Consider the following 16,690-nt stretch of genomic DNA (forward strand, 5'->3'; position numbering starts at 1 on the left):
CTCAGGCCCCGGGAGCCGCGCGTTCCGCGAGTGCCCGCAGGTGCCGCACCGCCTCCGCCGGGTCGGCGGCGCCGTACACGGCGGTGCCGGCCACGAACGCGTCGGCCCCGGCGGCGGCCGCCTGCTCGATGGTGTCGGCGGCGATCCCCCCGTCCACCTCGATGCGCAGCTCCAGGTGGCCGGCGTCGACGTGTCGGCGGGCGGTGCGGACCTTGTCCAGCAGTTGCGGGATGAACCGCTGCCCGCCGAAGCCCGCCTTGATCGTCATGATCAGCAGGGTGTCGAAGCTGGGCAGCAGATCCAGGTACGGCTCGATCGGGGTGTCCCGGTCGATGGCCAGGCCGGCCTTCGCGCCCGCCGAGCGCAGGTCCTTGGCCAGCGCCACCGGGTCGTCGGCCGCCTCCGCGTGGAAGGTGACGTTGTACGCCCCCGCGTCGGCGTAACCGGGGGCCCACCGGCGCGGATCCTCGATCATCAGGTGCACGTCGAACGGCATCGCGGTGACCGCCCGCAGGCTCTGCACCACCGGCAACCCGATGGTCAGGTTCGGCACGAAATGGTTGTCCATCACGTCGACGTGCAACCAGTCCGCGGCGTCCTCGACGGCACGGACCTCTTCGGCGAGGCGGGCAAAATCGGCGGCCAGGATGCTCGGCGCGACGATCGGCGGCGGTACGGTCACGGGGCCAGTGTACGAACGCGGTCACCCGTCACCCGCATCGCGGCACCAACTCCGACGCGTTGTGATGCGACAGTGACCAGTGGTGCAGAATTAGGCGCTCCGGACTGCCGAATCCGGACGAACAGACATGAGTGGCTGGCCGATCGACGGAAACGCGACGACACTCCAATCGGGACGGTGCCGAAGGGCGCCCACCCGCCGGGGTTTCGCCGCGGGGCGCGATGACCGGCCGCCAGCTCCCGGAAGGGCGGACGATGCGACGGTGGCTCCCAGCGCTGGTGCTGGCCGGCGTCACGACGATGCTGCTGGCCGGCTGCACGCCGGCGCGGGGCGCGGACGGTGATCTCACCGACGACTGGCCGGCGCTGCGGGACCCGACGCCGTTCACCCCCGCCACCGACACCTGCCTGCCCCGGATCACCGCTGTGGTGCAGGCCAGCACCTACGAGACCGTGGACTGCGCGCGCAACCACCTGGCCGAGGCCATCCACGTCGGCACCTTCGTCGGGCCCGAGGCGCTTACCGAGACCCGGCCGGCGCCCGGATCGTCGGCGCTGCGCACGGCCCGCGCCGAGTGCGACCAGCGGGCCCGGGAGGTGCTCGGCGGCGACTGGCACACGGCCCGGCTGACGCTGTCCCTGGCGCTGCCCTCGGCACCGGCCTGGGCCGGCGGCGCACGCTGGTTCCGCTGCGACCTCAGCGAGACCGGCAGCATCGACAACACCCGCCCGGTGAACCGCACCGGGAGCCTGCGCGGCGCGTTGATCGGCGACAGCCCGCTGACCCACCGCTGCTTCGACCCCAAGCTGATCGGCGACAACCTCAACTACATGGCACCGGTGCTCTGCACCGAGCCGCACCGCGCCGAGTTCGTGGGCGTCTACCAGGAACGCGACGCCAGTTGGGCGGAGTTCACCCGCTCCGCCGCGCAGTCACACCAACGCTGCATGGGATTGATCGCCGAGTACGCGGCCGTGCCGAACAACAAGGACCTGCCGTACCGGGCCGGGTCCATCTACTACCCGCCCTCGCAACGGGAGTGGGAGGAGGGCGACCGTGGGGTGCGCTGTTTCCTGTGGAGCGACGACCGCAAACTCACCCGTTCGATGCGCGGCGCCGGCCCCGAGGGACTGCCCGCCAGCTGAGCACCGGTGCCGTATGCTGCTGCGCCGTGGCGCTACCGACGGGCTGGGTCCGGCTGGAGGCCACAGTGGCGGGAGGTCAGGGATGCGACGGTGGTGGGCGGCGTACGCCGGGGGTGCGGCCCTGGCCCTGATGCTGGCCGGGTGCAGCGCACCCGCCGGGGTCGACCGTGACCTCGTCGACGACTGGCCAGCGCCCGTCGCGGCGCAGCAGTTCGTGCCCGCCGCCGACGTCTGCCACCTGACCTCGCAGCAGGTCGGCTTCCTGACCGGCTACAACCCGACGGCGTGCACCGAGTCGCACCTCGTCGAGACCATGCACGTCGGCACGCTCACCGGCCCGAACGCCGAACCGGGCACACCCCCGCAGCCCGGGTCGGTGGGCATGCGGGCCGCGCAGGCCGGGTGCGACACGGCGGTCAACAAGGCGGTGGGCGCCGACTGGCGTTCCGGGCGGCTCGGCCTGACCGTGGTGCTGCCGTCGCCGCAGGCCTGGGCGGGTGGTGCCCGCTGGTACCGCTGCGACGTCAGCGAGATCGCCAGCATCGACGACACCACTGTCGGCCCGCGCACCGGCAGCCTCCGTGGTGCCCTGTCCGGCGCGGCACCCCTGGCGTACCGCTGTTTCAACCCGAAGGTGGTCAAGGACGACATCGACGAGATGCTGCCGGTCTCCTGCACCGCCAAGCACCACGCCGAGTTCGTCGGGGTCTGGCAGGCCCCGGAGATCAGCTACGCCGAGTTTTCCCGCACCGTGAAGAAGACCCACCGGGCCTGCCAGACGATGATCGCCAGGTACGCCAAGGTGCCGGACAACTCCCAGCTCGACTTCCGCGCCGGCACGATCTACTACCAGCCGTACGAGGAGGAGTGGAAGAACGGCAACCGCGGCGTGCAGTGCTTCCTCTGGATCTCCGACCGGAACCTGACCCGCTCGATGCGCAACGCCGGCACCAAGGGACTCCCGGTCACCTGAGCGTCCCAGGTCCGGCCGATCGGGTGACCGGCCGGACGTGGACCCGTCAGCCTCGGCGCAGGACGGCGAGGAACATCGCGTCGGTACCGTGCCGGTGCGGCCAGAGTTGCACCGTCGGCCCGTCCCCCAGACCGGGCATGCCTGCCGGCAGCAGCGGGCGGGCGTCGACGAAGTCCACAGCGACGCCACTGCGGCGGGCCGCCTCGGTCACCGTCACGTGCGTCTCGACCGTGTGCGGCGAACAGGTCACGTAGGCGACCAGACCACCCGGGCGGACCGCCCGCAACGCCGCACCCAGCAACTCCCGTTGCAGCCGGGTCAGCGGCGGCAGGTCGGACGGTTGGCGACGCCACCGCGACTCCGGCCGACGCCGCAGCGAGCCCAGCCCCGTGCAGGGGGCGTCCACCAGCACCCGGTCGAAGTGCTGCTCCGGCAGCTTCGGGTCGCCGCCGACGTCACGGCCGTCCATAGCCAGGACGGTCACCGGCAGGTCGCGGGTCGCCAGGGAGACCAGCCGGGCGCGGTGCTCGGCCACCTCCACCGCTGTCACCCGCGCGCCCCGCTGCGCGGCCAGCGCGCCGAGCAGGCCGGCCTTGCCGCCCGGGCCGGCGCACAGGTCCAGCCACCGCCCGTCCGGGCCGTCCAGCGGCGCGTCGGCGAGTGCCGCCGCGACGAGCTGGGAGCCCTCGTCCTGGATGTGGGCACGGCCGTCGACCACCGCCGGGATGTCGCCCGGCGCGCCGCCGGGCAGATAGACGGTGTACGGCGAGAAGGCGCCGGGCGCCCCGCCGACCTGGTCGGCCAGCTCGATCGGGTCGATCAGGCCGGGCCGGGCACACAGGTGCACCGGGGGGCGCTCATTGTCCTCGATCAGGAGCCGGGCCGTCTCACCGAGATCGCCGCCGAGCGCCTCGGAGAAGGCCCGCACGATCCACTGCGGGTGGCTGTACGCCAACGCCAGGTGCCCGACCGGGTCGGTCTCCATCGGTGGGGCGAGTTTCGCCACCCAGGCGTCCGCGTCCCGGCTGGACACCTCGCGCAGCACCGCGTTGGCGAAGCCCGTCGCGCCCGGCGCGACCGAACGGACCAGGTCCACCGTCGACGAGACCGCGGCGTGCGCGGGCACCCGGGTGTGCAGGAGTTGGTACGCCCCGAGCCGCAGCGCGTCGCGGACCGGTGGGTCGATCCGGGCCACGTCCCGGCCGGCGGCGTCGGTCAGGATCGCGTCCAACGTGCCCAGGTTGCGCAGGGTGCCGTAGGTCAGCTCGGTGGCGAAGGCCGCGTCCCGGCCGAACAGCCCCTCCTCCCGCAGGATGATGGGCAGCACCAGGTTGGCGAACGCGTCGTCGCGGTGCACCGCGGCCACCGCCTCGTACGCCGCGCGGCGCGGGCGGTCCATCGGTGGCCGGACCGGCCGGCGGTCCCCGCCGCGACCCGGGGGCGGGCCGGAGCGGGTGGGTCGGGTGCCCTCCGGGGCTGTCACGCGAAGTCCTCTCCTGCGCCGACCCGGACGCCGCGCGCCCAGTCGGTCGCGCCCATGGCCCGCTTGCCCGCGGCGCGGACCTCACCGAGGCGCACCGGCACGGTAGCCGTGCCGGCCAGCACCCGGGCCTTCTCCACAAGCAGCTCCCCCGGCTTCAGGTCGGGGCCGTCGGGCACCGGCACGACCGGGCCGAGCTTCACCCGCTCGCCGCGGAACGTGGTCCAGCCGCCCGGGGCCGGGGTGCAGGCCCGGATCCGGCGGTCCACGGCGAACGCCGGGTCACCCCAGCGCACCCGGGCGTCGTCCACTGTCAACTTCGGTGCCAGCGACACCCCGTCGGCCGGCTGCGGCTCGGCGCGGGCGGTGCCGTCGGCGATCGCGTCGAGCACCGCCACCAGCAGCCCGGCACCGGAGTCGGCGAGCCGTTCCAGCAGGTCACCGGAGGTGTCGGCGGCCCGGATCTCGTCGGTCAGGGTGCCGTAGACCGGGCCGGTGTCCAGGCCCTCCTCCAGTTGGAAGACGCTGGCCCCGGTCAGCTCGTCACCGTGCAGCACGGCGTGCTGCACGGGAGCGGCGCCACGCCACGCGGGCAGCAACGAGAAGTGCAGGTTGATCCAGCCGTGCCGGGGGATCTCCAGGGCGGCCGGCGGCACCAGCGCGCCGTAGGCGACCACCGGCACGCAGTCCGGTGCGAGCTCGCGCAGCCGGTCGAGGAACTCGGGGTCGCGGGGGCGGGCCGGCGTGAGCACCTCGACGCCCTGCGCGTCGGCCCACTCACCCACCGGGGAACGGGACAGGCCACGCCCACGCCCGGCGGGCGCGTCCGGCCGGGTGACCACGGCGAGCAGGTCGTGCCGGGAGGCGGCGACGGCGGCCAGGGCGGGCACGGCGACGGCCGGCGTACCGGCGAAGATCACACGCATCGGGGTCACCGGCCCAGACCGAACGGGTCGCTGAGGTGCGGGCTCAGCTTGACCGTGGGTGGGGCCGCCGCGTCGTACCAGTCGGCCTGACGGATCGCCTTCATGGCTTCCTTGCGCCCCTCCTGGTCCAGTCGGTCCAGGAAGAGCACCCCGTCGAGGTGGTCGGTCTCGTGCTGGACGCAACGCGCCATCAGGCCGGTGCCGACGATCTGCACCGGGTCTCCGAAGGAGCTGAAGCCCTTGGCGACGACATTCTGCCGACGCTTGGTGTCGAAGTAGAGCCCGGGGATCGACAGGCAGCCCTCCGGGCCGTCCTGCTCCTCCTCGTCGGGAAACTCGAGCACCGGATTGATCAGGTGCCCGAGCACGTCGTCGACGTCGAAGGTGAACACCCGCAGACTCACGCCGAGCTGCGGCGCGGCCAGACCGGCGCCGTTCTGCTCACGCATGGTGTCGGTCAGGTCGGCGACCAGCCGACGCAGCTCGGCGTCGAAGTCGACCACCGGATCGGCCGGCGTGCGCAGCACCGGATCCCCAAAAAGACGGATGGGCTGAACGGTCACGCGGGATGGCTCCTTCGACAGGTGGACGGGCGGTGCCGTACCAGTCTACGGAGTGCCCGGCCGCACACCGGCCGGCGTACCTCGATCGGCCACCGCCGGTGTGCCGAGCGTCACCGGCCGGCGGCCGGGTGCCGGCCGAGCGCGCCCGGCGGCGGCACCTCGCCGACGTCCGACCAGCTCGTGGGCGAGGGTCAGCCCGGCGCCGAGCGCCTGGCCGTCGCGCGGGCCAGCAGGTCACGTACCCGCTCGACGTCGGGGTGGCCGAGGTCGTCGAGGATGCCCAGGGCCCGCCGCCAGGTGCGTACGGCACCGGCCGTGTCACCCGCCGCGTGTCGGCTCTCGCCGAGCCGGGACAGGGTGTCCGCCTCGTCGTAGCGGTCGCTGATCCGCCGGTACAACCCGAGCGCCCGCTGGTAACAGCGGATCGCCGCGCGGTGGTCACCCAGCCGGGCGTGGATGAAGCCGAGGCTGTCCCAGGTGTTCGCCTCACCGTGCCGGTCGCCGGTCGGGCGCAGCAGCGTCAGCGCCTGCTCGCAGTGCGCGAGCGCGGGCCCGTACTGGCCGAGCTGGGCGTGTGCCCACCCCACCGCGTTGCGGGCGCTGGCCTCCCCGGCCGAATGGCGGGCGGCCCGGTACAGCACCAGCGCCCGCTGTCCGTGGTCCAGCGCCTCGGCGTAACGGCCGAGCCCGTCGAGCATCGCGCCGAACGCCCGGTGGGTACGCGCCTGCCCGGTGTGGTCACCCATCGCCTCGAAGAGCACCAGGGCCTGGCGGTAGTTCCGGGCTGCCTCGTCCACCTGCCCCAGCCGGGAGAGCACCCGGGCCAGGTCGCGGTGGGCGTTCGCCTGCCCGAGCCGGTCGCCCGCCCGCCGCGCCCCGGCCAGGGCGGCCCGCTGGGCGACGGCCAGGTCCGTCCACCGCCCCCGACGTTGCAGGAAGTCCACGAGTGTCCAGGCCAACTGCCAGGCGTGGCCGTCGAACCCGGCACGTCTGGCGTGTGCGACCGCCGCCAGCAGCACCGGGTACTCGATGGTGAACCAGGCCAGCGCCTGACCGTGGTTGGTGATCTCCTCGGGTAGCACGCCCGGTGGGGCGGCGGCCAGGGTGACCGGGTCCCGGCCCGGTTGCAGCAGCAGCGCGGCCGCGTGGGCGGTGTGCAGGTAGTGGTCCAGCCCACGCCGGATCGCGGCCCGCCGGGCTTCCGCCGGCTCGAGACGTTCGGCCAGCTCCGCCGCGTACGCCCGGAGGAGGTCGTGCGCGCCGAACCGGCCGGGGGCCTGCTCGGTGACCAGGTGGGCGTGGGCGAGCTCCGCCAGCAGTCGAGGCACCTGGTCGCGGGGCAGCCCGGCCAGGCTGGCCGCCGCGGCGACCCCGATCTCCGGCCCCGGATGGCAGCCGAACAGCCGGAACAGGCGCGCCGCCGCGGGTGTCAGGCTCCGGTACGACCAGGAGAAGACCGCCTGCACGTCGGTGCCGGCGTCGCCACCGTCGAACGAGTCCAGCGGGTGCGGCGCCTCGCGCAGCTCGTGGGCGAGGGTGGACAGGCCGAAGGCGGGATTCGCCGCGCCTCTGGCGGCGAGCACCGCAAGCGCCAGCGGCAGCCGCGCACACCGCTCGATGATCTCGTCCACCGCCTGCGGTTCGGCCGCCAACCGGTCCTCGCCGAGCCGCCGGGCCAACAGTTGCCAGGCCTCGACGGTGCTGAGCAGGCCGACACCGATCGGCCGGGCGCCGTCGGCGGCGATCAGACCGGCGAGCCGGTTGCGGCTGGTGACCAGGACCAGGCAGCTCGGGTTGCCGACCAGCAGGGGTCGGACCTGGTCGACGTCGCGGGCGTTGTCGAGCAGCACCAGCATCCGGCGGCCGGCGAGCAGGCTGCGATAGAGGCCCACCTGCGCGGGCAGGTGGGTGGGGATTCGTTCGGGCGGCACCTCAAGGGCCTCCAGGAAGCCCCGGACCGCCTCGACGGCGGTCACCACCGTTCCAGAGGAGTCGAACCCGCGCAGGTCGACGTAGAGCTGGCCGTCCGGGAAACGGTCGGCCACCCGGTGCGCCCAGTACACCGCGAGCGTCGTCTTGCCGACCCCGGCCGTGCCGGACAACGTCATGGTGGTGACCGGCGCCATGCCGCCGTCCCCCGACCCGCCGGGGCTGGCGCAGGCGGCGTCGAGCTCGGCGAGCTGGGCGGCACGCCCGACGAAACCCGGAAGCGCCGGGGGTAGCTGGCGGGGCACCGGGAACCGGGCCGACGGCGTACCGGGGCGCGGGCCGCCGGCCCTGGCCCGGCCGGCCCCGGCGCTCACCCGTCCGGTGGTCGCGTGGTCCCGGTTCGGGCTTCGACGGCGCTCCTCGATTCGGTCCCGTGCCGTGGCCAGCACCCCCTGCTCGGTGGGGGTCGCACCGAGCAGTCTGATGAGCGCGTCGAACCGCTCCGGCGGAGGCAGGATGTTGCCGGCGAAGTACTCCCCGATGATCCCGCGCGACCAGCCGGTCTTCGCGGCCAACTGCCGGTACGTCAGCGGCGTCTCGCCCTGCTGACGGGATTCGCGGCGGCGTAGCTGGCGTAGCAACCCGGCCAGCTCCTGCAGCGTCTGCGCCTCAGCGGCGCCGCGGGCCACCTCGAACGATCCCGGTGCCGCCGGTCGCACGAGAGGTACCCGTTGGTCGGACATCCGGCCCCCACCCCCCGGTCACCCGGCCCCCCCGGATGCGCACGGGCAGGCTAATTCCGCCCCAGCGCCATTCGATAGGTGAGCGCCGATGTCTGACAGTTCCATCCCGGACGGTGGACCGTCCGGCGCTGTCCGGCGGTGTCCAGCGCCGTCCAGGATGCGCCGCGCGGAGCCGACGTCCCGTGCCACCGTCCTGGTGCGGGTTCGACCCGCTCCACAAACCCTGGGGGAAGAGGTACTGATGATCCGTCCACATCTGACCGTCCGGCGGTCCCCGTCGCTGCTGCGTCGCGCCGCCGTCGCCGCGTTCGGCCTCACGCTGCTCGCCGCGGGCGTGACCGCCGCACCGGCCACCGCCGCACCCGGAGGCAAGGCCGCCACCACCGGTTCGTTCGTCGACAGCACACCGGTGCCCGGCGGCTTCGCCTCCTGGTCGGAGCTGCTCCGGCTGCAGCAGCGCATGAACACCGCCGCCGCGCGGATCACGAACGCCGCCGAGCGCAGCGCGAACTCCGGCTTCGCCGGTGTCATCGCCGACCCCACCACCCGAGCGCTCCAGGTCTACTGGAAGGGAGAGCCGCCGGCCAACCTGGTGGCCACCGCCCGGGCCACCGTCGCGACCAAGGTGCTGTCCGCCCCGTACTCGCAGCGGGAACTCTTCGCCGCGGCCGACCGGCTGCGGGCCAAGGCCGGCAACCAGATCACCACGGTCGGGCCGCGCGCCGACGGCGCCGGCCTGCTCGTCGGCACCCAGGACGGGCTGCTCGGCGCGACGGCTCTGGCCGGCGTCCCGGTGACCGTGCAGACCGGGGTCGCCGCGGCGCCGGCCACCCGGTGGGACGACAGCCCGCCGTGGTGGGGTGGCGCCGCGTGGCGCAACACCGCCACCGGCGGTGGCTGCTCGACCGGCTTCGGCGTGTGGCAGGGCGGGGTGACGCGGGTGCTCTCCGCCGCGCACTGCGCCAACCTCAACGTCCTCGCGACCGACCCGACCGGGCAGACGATCGGCACCGTCAGCGCCCGTAACGTCAGCAGCGACACCCTGCTGCTCAACGGTAGCGGGGGCGGCCGGGTCTTCAACAACAGCACCGACGCGGCCGGACAGGTGGTCAGTGAGTTCAACAACCAGGTGATCGGCGCGTCGGCCAGCCAGGTCGGCAACTGGGTGTGCACCTCCGGCGCGTACTCCGGCACCCGCTGCTCGATCCAGGTGAGGGCCCGTAACCTGTGCATCAACGTGCGCAACTTCGGCACGGTCTGCGGCCAGGTCCAGGCCGAGAACACCACCGGCACCAACGCCGTCGGTCAGGGTGACAGCGGCGGCCCGGTGGAGATCGTGAACGCGGCGAACACCCTCCAGGTCTGGGCGACCGGGACCAACACCGCCATCGACGACACCAACACCTCGGTGCCCTGCACCGGCTACGTCCCCACCGGCCGGGTCTGCGCCTGGCGGTTCTACTACGAGGACATCTTCTCGGGCATGGCCGGCGTCGGCGCCTCCGGCGTGGTCCTCGGCTGAGGCATCCCCTCGACACACCCATCGCACAGGTGGCCGGGCCGGCGCGCACCCCGCGTGCCGGCCCGGCCCAACGCTGGGCTCAGGCGCCGGCGGCCGGGTCCCCGGCGAGCACCGCGTCACCGCGCAGCAGCGCGGGCTCGGGCAGCGGAAGCTGGATCTTGTGAGCCGCCTCCCAGTCGTAGACCAGGCCGGGGCGCACCTGGGCGGCGAAGTAGTCGATCGCCGTCATCCCACCCACGACCGGCTCGTCGACCTCGGCGACCAGTTGGGCGGGGACCAGGGAGAACCCGTTCTGCAGGGCGGCGCTGAGCCGGCGGTGACCGTCGACGACGAAGAAGTACTCGCCGGTGAACCCGATCTTCAGCGGTTCGAGCGCCTCGTCACCGGCCTCGGCCACGTCGCCGACGAAGTCGGTGTCCCACAGACCCCGCAGGGTGGCGATGTCCTCGGTCGGGTAGACGCGGGCCGGGTCCAGCAGCAGCAGCGGCGGCCCGTCGCGCAGCACCTCAGCGCCGAGCGTCCCCTCGTACGCGGCGATGATGTGCTCGATCACGTCGGCCGCCGAGGCACGGGTGGTGTCGCAGATCAGGTCGTAGTTGCGCAGTCGGGCCTTGTCCACCCCGTAACGGACGATGAACCGGCTGCGCTCGCTCGCGCTGCGCTCCCGGAGCTTGGCCTTGGCCTCCTCCAGGGAGGCGTAGCTCTCCGCCGGCCCGGACGGCCGGGCGAGCACCCGGCGGGCCGCCTCACCCGGCTCGGTGATCATGTGAACCTTGAGCGCGTCGGTGAAGAAGTGCCAGGCCAGCCGGGAATCCATGATGAGACGCTCACCGGAGGCGGCGATGTCCCGCTGGAGCTGGTCGACGTAGCCGTCGACGGCCTGGTCGAGCTCGGCGTGCAGATTGAGCTGCAGAGCGGTCATCTGCCGCTGCTGCGCCATCTCCCGGTAGAGGTCTCCCACACTGACCCGGCGCATGCCGAGCCGCTTGGCGATCTCGACCGACACGGTGCTCTTGCCGCTGCCGAGGTCGCCGTTGAAGACGATCGATTGTCCAACGGTCACGACTGGTCCACCCCTGCTCACCGGCTCAAAGACATCATCGACATCGCGTCCGACCGACGCGTTCCCGCCATCCTGCGGCGGCCCCGGCACGGCGCCTGTGACGCTCCGTCGCGACCTGGAGCCGTCGTACGCCTTGGCATGACGGGCGATGCTACCACTTGACCGCCACCGCTTTGTCGGACGCGGTGTGCGAGGGCCACCCGCGCGGGCCGGGGTGACCCCCGGCCGGCACCTACCGAAACCCCTCAGAACAGGCTCAGCGGGTCGACCTGGAGACGAACCGGGTCGGCGGCCTTGCGGGCGGCGCGAGCACCGGCGGCCGAGTGCAGCGCCTCGGCGAGCGCGGCAGCCCGCGCCCGGGGCACCCGGACCAGCATCCGTTCCCGGCCCTCCTCGGCCGGCACCGGCCCGAGCACCTCGGCGTCGTCGGGCAGCCGGGCCGCGGCGAGCAGGTCGGCCACCGCCTCGGCCGCGCCGGTGACGCTCGCCATCCGGACGGCCGGCGGGAAGCCCAACTCCCGACGCTCGGCCAGCTCCCGGCCGGCAAACCAGGCGGCGTCCCAGCGCAGCAGCGCCTGCACCGGGGCGAGCGCACCGTCGGCGACCACCACCACCCGGCCCGCCGGCGCCGGACGGGCCAGGGCCGCCGCCGCCAGCCAGCGGCGCAGCGCCTCCTCACCGGCCCGCAGGTCGGCCCGGGTCAGCAGGGCCCACGAGTCGAGAAGCAGCACCGCGCCGTAGCCGCCCTCGGCGACCGGCTCGGCGCCGGGCGTGGTCACCACCAGGGCCGCGCCGCCGGGCACGTCGGTCAGCACCTCCTCGCGCCCCGAGGTGCGGACCGGCACGCCGGGGAACGCACGACCCAGCTCCTCGGCGGTCCGCCGGGCGCCGGTCACCGCGGCCCGCAGCCGCCGCCCACCGCACTGCGGGCAGGCGTACGCGGCAGCCACCCGGGCGCACCACCGGCAGGCCGGGGTGCCGCCGGCCGAGGGCAGCGCGAGCGGCCCGGAGCAGTGCGCGCAGCGGGCCGGGGTGCGGCACTCGGCGCAGGAGATCGACGGCAGGTAGCCGCGTCGAGGCACCTGCACCAGCACCGGCAGGTCCTGCCGGAGGGCGTCACGGGCGGCCGTCCAGGCCAGGCTGGGCAGCCGGGCGGTGGCGGCCCCCGGGTCGCGGGCCAGTTGCGGGTCGTCACCGGTCGGCGCGATGGCCGGGATCCGGGCCCGTACGGTGGCCCGTTCGGCGACCACCTCCCGCGCCCAGCCGGTCTCCAGCAGCAACTGCGCCTCGGCGGTGCGGGCGTACCCGCCCACAAGCGCGCCGGCCTCGGCGAGCTGGACACGGGTGAGCAGCACGTCGCGGGCGTGCGGGTAGGGCGACCGGGGTTCGGAGTGCAGGTCGTCGCCGTCGTCCCAGATGGCGACGAGACCGAGTCGGTCCACCGGGGCGAACATCGCCGCCCGGGTGCCGATCACCACCGGCACCTGCCCACGGCGGGCGGCGAGGAACGCCCGGTAGCGCCGGGCCGGCCCGAGGGCGGCGGAGAGGGTGACGTGCCGCCCCGGGCCGAGCACACCGGTGAGCGCGGCGTCCAGCCGGTCCAGGTCGCGGGCGTCGGGCACGACGACCACCGCGCCGCGCCCGCCGGCGACGGTGGCGGCCACCGCGTCGGCGTAGCGGGCCGCCCAGTCCTCGCCGGGCAACGCCGACCAGACCGCCCGGGGCGCCCGGCCGTCGGTGAGCGCCCGCAGCAGCGCCGGGCCCGTCGGGTAGTCCCGCCAGCCGCGCGGGTCGACGGCCGCGGCCCCGGCGACCGCGGTCGGGCCGGCGGCGGCGGGCCGCACGGTCGCGAGCCCCGCGGTGCCCTGGTCGGCGGCGGCCTCCGGCGCGGTGGACGCGTCGTCGTCGCGGGGCTCCTTCTCGACCCGGGCGTGCCGGGGTGGGACGGCGAGCCGGAGCACGTCGGCGAGGCTGCCCGCGTACCGGTCGGCGACCGCCCGGGCCAGCCGGGCGATCTCGGGCGCCAGCACCGGCTCCGGCGAGACGACCTTCTCCAGGTACGCGAGCCGGCCGGTGTGGCCGGAGTCGTCGGCGCGCGACAGCAGCCACCCGTCGACGAGCTGCCCGGCGAAGCGCACCTTCACCCGGGTGCCGGGCACCGCCACCGCGTCCAGCTCGGCCGGCACCAGGTAGTCGAACGGCCGGTCCAGATGGGCCAGCGGGACGTCCACGCAGACGCGCGCGACCGGCGACCCGTCCGCGGGTCGCCGGTCGCTACGCGTGGTGGCGGTCAGGCTCCCGCGGCCGACTTGAGGTCGGCGGCCCGGTCGGTGCTCTCCCAGGTGAGGTCCGGCAGCTCGCGGCCGAAGTGGCCGTACGCGGCGGTCTGCTGGTAGATCGGGCGGAGCAGGTTGAGGTCCCGGATGATCGCGGCCGGACGCAGGTCGAACACCTCGGCGACGGCCTTCTCGATCGAGGAGACCGGCACGGTCTCGGTGCCGAACGTCTCGATGAACAGGCTCACCGGGTGGGCCTTGCCGATGGCGTAGGCGACCTGCGCCTCGCACCGCTCGGCCAGACCGGCGGCGACGACGTTCTTGGCGACCCAGCGCATCGCGTACGCGGCGGAGCGGTCCACCTTGGACGGGTCCTTGCCGGAGAACGCGCCCCCGCCGTGGCGGGCGTACCCGCCGTAGGTGTCAACGATGATCTTGCGGCCGGTCAGCCCGGCGTCACCCATCGGGCCACCGATCTCGAACCGGCCGGTCGGGTTGACGAGCAGCCGGTAGCCGTCGGTGTCCAGACCGAGGCTCTCCAGCTCCGGGGCGATCACGTGGTCGCGCACATCGGGAGTGAGCAGCGAGTCCAGCGAGATGTCCGCGGCGTGCTGGCTGGACACGACCACGGTGTTCAGCCGGACCGGACGCAGCCCCTCGTACTCGATTGTCACCTGGGTCTTGCCGTCCGGCCGCAGGTAGGGAATCGTGCCGTCCTTGCGCACGGCGGCCAGGCGGCGGGCCAGACGGTGGGCCAGGGCGATCGGCAACGGCATCAGCTCGGGCGTCTCCGAGCAGGCGAAGCCGAACATCATGCCCTGGTCGCCGGCGCCCTGTGCGTCCAGCGCGCTCTCCGACGCCCCGGTACGCAGCTCGAAGGCGTTGTCCACGCCCTGCGCGATGTCCTCGGACTGGGCGCCGATGGAGACGCTGACGCCGCAGGACGCGCCGTCGAAGCCCTTTTTCGACGAGTCGTATCCGATGTCGAGGATGGTCCGGCGGACGATTGTCGGGATGTCGGCGTACGCCTTGGTGGTCACCTCACCGGCGATGTGCACCTGGCCGGTGGTGATCATGGTTTCCACCGCAACCCGGCTGTGCGGATCCTCGGTTAGCAACGCGTCGAGGATGCCATCGCTGATCTGGTCGGCGATCTTGTCCGGGTGGCCTTCCGTGACCGATTCGGACGTGAAGAGGCGGCGTGTCACGGCACTCCTAAGCGTGTGAGGTCGTTCCGCGGCAGTCTAGTCACCACTGCGGTCGGTCTAGGGACCGGTCGCGCTCTGTTCCACCCGTCAGGAGCGGACGGGCAACCGCGCCACGACGAGATCCCAGACGGTGTCGGCCACGGCTTCCTTGGCCTGCTCGGGCAGCCGGCTGACCGAGCCGTCCGCGCCGATGACCGTCACCGTGTTGGTGTCGGCGCCGAAGACCAGGTCGGGACCGACCTCGTTGATGACGATCAGGTCGGCCTGCTTCCGGGCGAGTTTCGCTCGGCCGTTGGCCTCGGCGTCGCCGGTCTCGGCGGCGAACACCACAAGCAGTTGCTCCGGTCGTTTGCGCTTGCCGAGCTCCGCCGCGATGTCCGGGTTCGTGACGAGCTCGATGGTGGGCGCGACACCGTCGTCCGACTTCTTGATTTTGCCAGGCGCGTAGGCCGCCGGCCGGAAATCGGCAGGAGCCGCCGCCATCACCACCGCGTCGGCCTCGACGGCGGCCTTCAGCGTCGCCTCCCGCAGCTCGGCGGTGGTGCCGACCCGGACCAGGTCGACGCCGGCCGGGTCGGCGAGGGAGACGTTGGCCGCGATCAGGGTGACCCGGGCGCCTCGGGCGACAGCCGCGCGGGCGAACGCGTAACCCTGCTTGCCGGAGGAGCGGTTGCCCAGGAAGCGGACCGGGTCCAGTGGCTCCCGGGTGCCACCGGCGGTGACGACCACCCGGCGGCCGGCCAGGTCGGCGGGTGCGGAGTCGCCCCGGGCCAGGACCCGGCGGGCGACGGCGAAGATCTCCGCCGGGTCGGGCAGCCGACCCTTGCCGGTGTCGACGCCGGTGAGCCGCCCGACGGCCGGCTCGATGACCCGGACTCCCCGGGCGCGCAGCGTGGCGACGTTCGCCACGGTGGCCGGGTGCTCCCACATCTCGGTGTGCATGGCCGGGGCCAGCAGCACCGGGCAGCGGGCGGTCAGCAGGGTGTTGGTCAGCAGGTCGTCGGCGAGCCCGTGCGCGGCCTTGGCGAGCAGGTCGGTGGTGGTCGGCGCGACCACCACCAGGTCGGCCTGCTGGCCGAGCCGGACGTGCGGCACCTCGTGGACGTCGGTCCAGACGTCGTCGGCGACCGGCTGGCCGGAGAGCGCCGCCCAGGTCGGCGCCCCGACGAACCGGAGCGCCGACGCGGTCGGCACGACCCGAACCCGGTGACCGGATTCGGTGAAGAGTCGCAGCAGCTCACACGCCTTGTAGGCGGCGATGCCGCCGCCGACCCCGAGGACGATCGAGGCGGACATCGGCCGGCGGGAGCTTACGGCTGGTCGGTCGGCTCGGCGGTGAGCAGGCCCGCGTTGATCTCGCGCATGGCGATGGAGAGGGGCTTCTCCTGCGGGGTGGTCTCAACGAGCGGGCCGACGTACTCCAGCAGGCCCTCGCCGAGCTGGCTGTAGTAGGCGTTGACCTGGCGCGCGCGCTTGGCGGCGAAGATGACAAGCGCGTACTTCGACGTCGTCTTCTCGAGGAGCTCGTCGATCGGCGGGTTGGTGATGCCTTCGGGGTTGGCAATGGATCCCACGAATTAACCTCTGCGTCTTTCGAGCCGCGCGCACGCGGTGCTGAGTCTCAACGGCCGGCGCTCAGCCGCGCACGCGCGACCAGGCCGGGTCCGGATAAGAAGAACCGAGTAAGCCTACCAGCTCGTCGACCACCCGCTCGGTGTGGTCGTGGGTGAGCGTGTGCGTGACGGCGGCCGACACGGTGGGGTGCGGTTCGTACCCGGGTGGGCTCAGCAGCACCAGCCGCGCGTCGGGCAGGCGCGCCCGCACCAGTGCGGCGCCGGGCAGGTCGAGCGGGAGCAGCACCGGCTGCCCGGCGTCGAGCCGGGCGCGCAGCGGCGGGTACGGAGTGCCCCGGCGGTATCCGCCGACCCGGGACCACTCCAGCAGCTCGCCGACGGCGAGCCGGCGATCGAACTCGGCGGGGGCGAGGAAGACCCGGTCCTCCCCGTCGATCTCCGACTCCCGGCGCGGCCGGGTGGTTGCCGGCACCGGGATCCACACGGACGGAGAACGCGCCCGGACCAGCTCGACGACACTCTCCCTGCCGGAACCCGAAGGTCCAGCCAGGACAGTGAGCCGAGCAGCCGGGCGCGCCTCGTCATCCGTGCTCACTGCTTGTTTCT

Annotated in this window: 14 protein-coding genes; 3 read left to right on the plus strand and 11 right to left on the minus strand. The window is 73.8% G+C overall.

Annotated features, from left to right (window positions below; all coding sequences use genetic code 11):
• Position 1 precedes the first annotated feature (1 nt).
• Positions 2–682: a ribulose-phosphate 3-epimerase gene (gene rpe, locus AB0F61_RS22385; protein WP_357812636.1), complete on the minus strand. Its 681-nt coding sequence runs from the start codon at positions 680–682 to the stop codon at positions 2–4.
• A 254-nt stretch (positions 683–936) separates the two neighbouring features.
• Here rpe and AB0F61_RS22390 point away from each other — a divergent pair, with 254 nt between their 5' ends.
• The gene (locus tag AB0F61_RS22390) at positions 937–1,827 is read left to right on the plus strand and encodes a septum formation family protein (protein ID WP_357812638.1); all 891 of its coding nucleotides are present in this window, start codon (positions 937–939) and stop codon (positions 1,825–1,827) included.
• Positions 1,828–1,909: 82 nt separating this feature from the next.
• Positions 1,910–2,800 carry a septum formation family protein gene (locus AB0F61_RS22395; RefSeq protein ID WP_357812640.1) on the plus strand — a complete coding sequence of 297 codons (891 nt, stop codon included), beginning with the start codon at positions 1,910–1,912 and terminating at the stop codon, positions 2,798–2,800.
• A 46-nt stretch (positions 2,801–2,846) separates the two neighbouring features.
• Here AB0F61_RS22395 and AB0F61_RS22400 read toward each other — a convergent pair whose 3' ends face one another.
• From AB0F61_RS22400 to AB0F61_RS22415, 4 genes are all read right to left on the minus strand, one after another.
• A complete protein-coding gene (locus tag AB0F61_RS22400) occupies positions 2,847–4,325 on the minus strand; it encodes a transcription antitermination factor NusB (protein WP_357812731.1) in 1,479 nt (492 codons plus the stop codon).
• Positions 4,280–5,206 carry a methionyl-tRNA formyltransferase gene (gene fmt / locus AB0F61_RS22405; RefSeq protein WP_357812642.1) on the minus strand — a complete coding sequence of 309 codons (927 nt, stop codon included), beginning with the start codon at positions 5,204–5,206 and terminating at the stop codon, positions 4,280–4,282. Before fmt ends, AB0F61_RS22400 begins: the two co-directional genes overlap by 46 nt.
• Before the next feature lie 5 nt (positions 5,207–5,211).
• Positions 5,212–5,769: a peptide deformylase gene (gene def / locus AB0F61_RS22410; protein WP_357812644.1), complete on the minus strand. Its 558-nt coding sequence runs from the start codon at positions 5,767–5,769 to the stop codon at positions 5,212–5,214.
• A gap of 191 nt (positions 5,770–5,960) precedes the next feature.
• Positions 5,961–8,441, minus strand: a complete 2,481-nt coding sequence (locus AB0F61_RS22415) for a tetratricopeptide repeat protein (RefSeq protein ID WP_357812646.1) — start codon at positions 8,439–8,441, stop codon at positions 5,961–5,963.
• 241 nt (positions 8,442–8,682) lie between these two features.
• Here AB0F61_RS22415 and AB0F61_RS22420 point away from each other — a divergent pair, with 241 nt between their 5' ends.
• The gene (locus tag AB0F61_RS22420) at positions 8,683–9,963 is read left to right on the plus strand and encodes a hypothetical protein (protein ID WP_357812648.1); all 1,281 of its coding nucleotides are present in this window, start codon (positions 8,683–8,685) and stop codon (positions 9,961–9,963) included.
• Between the two features lie 79 nt (positions 9,964–10,042).
• On the opposite strand, the gene AB0F61_RS22425 is transcribed toward AB0F61_RS22420, so the two are convergent.
• The 6 genes from AB0F61_RS22425 to AB0F61_RS22450 form a co-directional block, all read right to left on the minus strand.
• Positions 10,043–11,026: an AAA family ATPase gene (locus AB0F61_RS22425; RefSeq protein ID WP_357812650.1), complete on the minus strand. Its 984-nt coding sequence runs from the start codon at positions 11,024–11,026 to the stop codon at positions 10,043–10,045.
• A gap of 245 nt (positions 11,027–11,271) precedes the next feature.
• Complete coding sequence (locus AB0F61_RS22430) at positions 11,272–13,257, minus strand: primosomal protein N' (protein WP_357812652.1); 1,986 nt, start codon at positions 13,255–13,257, stop codon at positions 11,272–11,274.
• Positions 13,258–13,316: 59 nt separating this feature from the next.
• Positions 13,317–14,510 carry a methionine adenosyltransferase gene (gene metK / locus AB0F61_RS22435; RefSeq protein ID WP_357812654.1) on the minus strand — a complete coding sequence of 398 codons (1,194 nt, stop codon included), beginning with the start codon at positions 14,508–14,510 and terminating at the stop codon, positions 13,317–13,319.
• A gap of 87 nt (positions 14,511–14,597) precedes the next feature.
• Positions 14,598–15,806: a bifunctional phosphopantothenoylcysteine decarboxylase/phosphopantothenate--cysteine ligase CoaBC gene (gene coaBC / locus AB0F61_RS22440; protein WP_357812656.1), complete on the minus strand. Its 1,209-nt coding sequence runs from the start codon at positions 15,804–15,806 to the stop codon at positions 14,598–14,600.
• Between the two features lie 14 nt (positions 15,807–15,820).
• Positions 15,821–16,084 carry a DNA-directed RNA polymerase subunit omega gene (gene rpoZ, locus AB0F61_RS22445; protein WP_007075826.1) on the minus strand — a complete coding sequence of 88 codons (264 nt, stop codon included), beginning with the start codon at positions 16,082–16,084 and terminating at the stop codon, positions 15,821–15,823.
• A gap of 61 nt (positions 16,085–16,145) precedes the next feature.
• Positions 16,146–16,679 carry a guanylate kinase gene (locus tag AB0F61_RS22450; protein WP_357812658.1) on the minus strand — a complete coding sequence of 178 codons (534 nt, stop codon included), beginning with the start codon at positions 16,677–16,679 and terminating at the stop codon, positions 16,146–16,148.
• Between the last annotated feature and the right edge of the window lie 11 nt (positions 16,680–16,690).

It is taken from the genome of Micromonospora sp. NPDC023888 (genome assembly GCF_040639415.1).
In the GTDB taxonomy this organism is placed as follows: domain Bacteria; phylum Actinomycetota; class Actinomycetes; order Mycobacteriales; family Micromonosporaceae; genus Micromonospora.

Excerpts from the sequence above, each read along its gene's own strand:
- AB0F61_RS22415 (WP_357812646.1), bottom strand. The coding sequence starts at position 8,441 with ATGTCCGACCAACGGGTACCTCTCGTGCGACCGGCGGCACCGGGATCG.
- fmt (WP_357812642.1), bottom strand. The coding sequence starts at position 5,206 with ATGCGTGTGATCTTCGCCGGTACGCCGGCCGTCGCCGTGCCCGCCCTG.
- AB0F61_RS22420 (WP_357812648.1), top strand. The coding sequence starts at position 8,683 with ATGATCCGTCCACATCTGACCGTCCGGCGGTCCCCGTCGCTGCTGCGT.
- coaBC (WP_357812656.1), bottom strand. The coding sequence starts at position 15,806 with ATGTCCGCCTCGATCGTCCTCGGGGTCGGCGGCGGCATCGCCGCCTAC.
- AB0F61_RS22390 (WP_357812638.1), top strand. The coding sequence starts at position 937 with ATGCGACGGTGGCTCCCAGCGCTGGTGCTGGCCGGCGTCACGACGATG.
- AB0F61_RS22395 (WP_357812640.1), top strand. The coding sequence starts at position 1,910 with ATGCGACGGTGGTGGGCGGCGTACGCCGGGGGTGCGGCCCTGGCCCTG.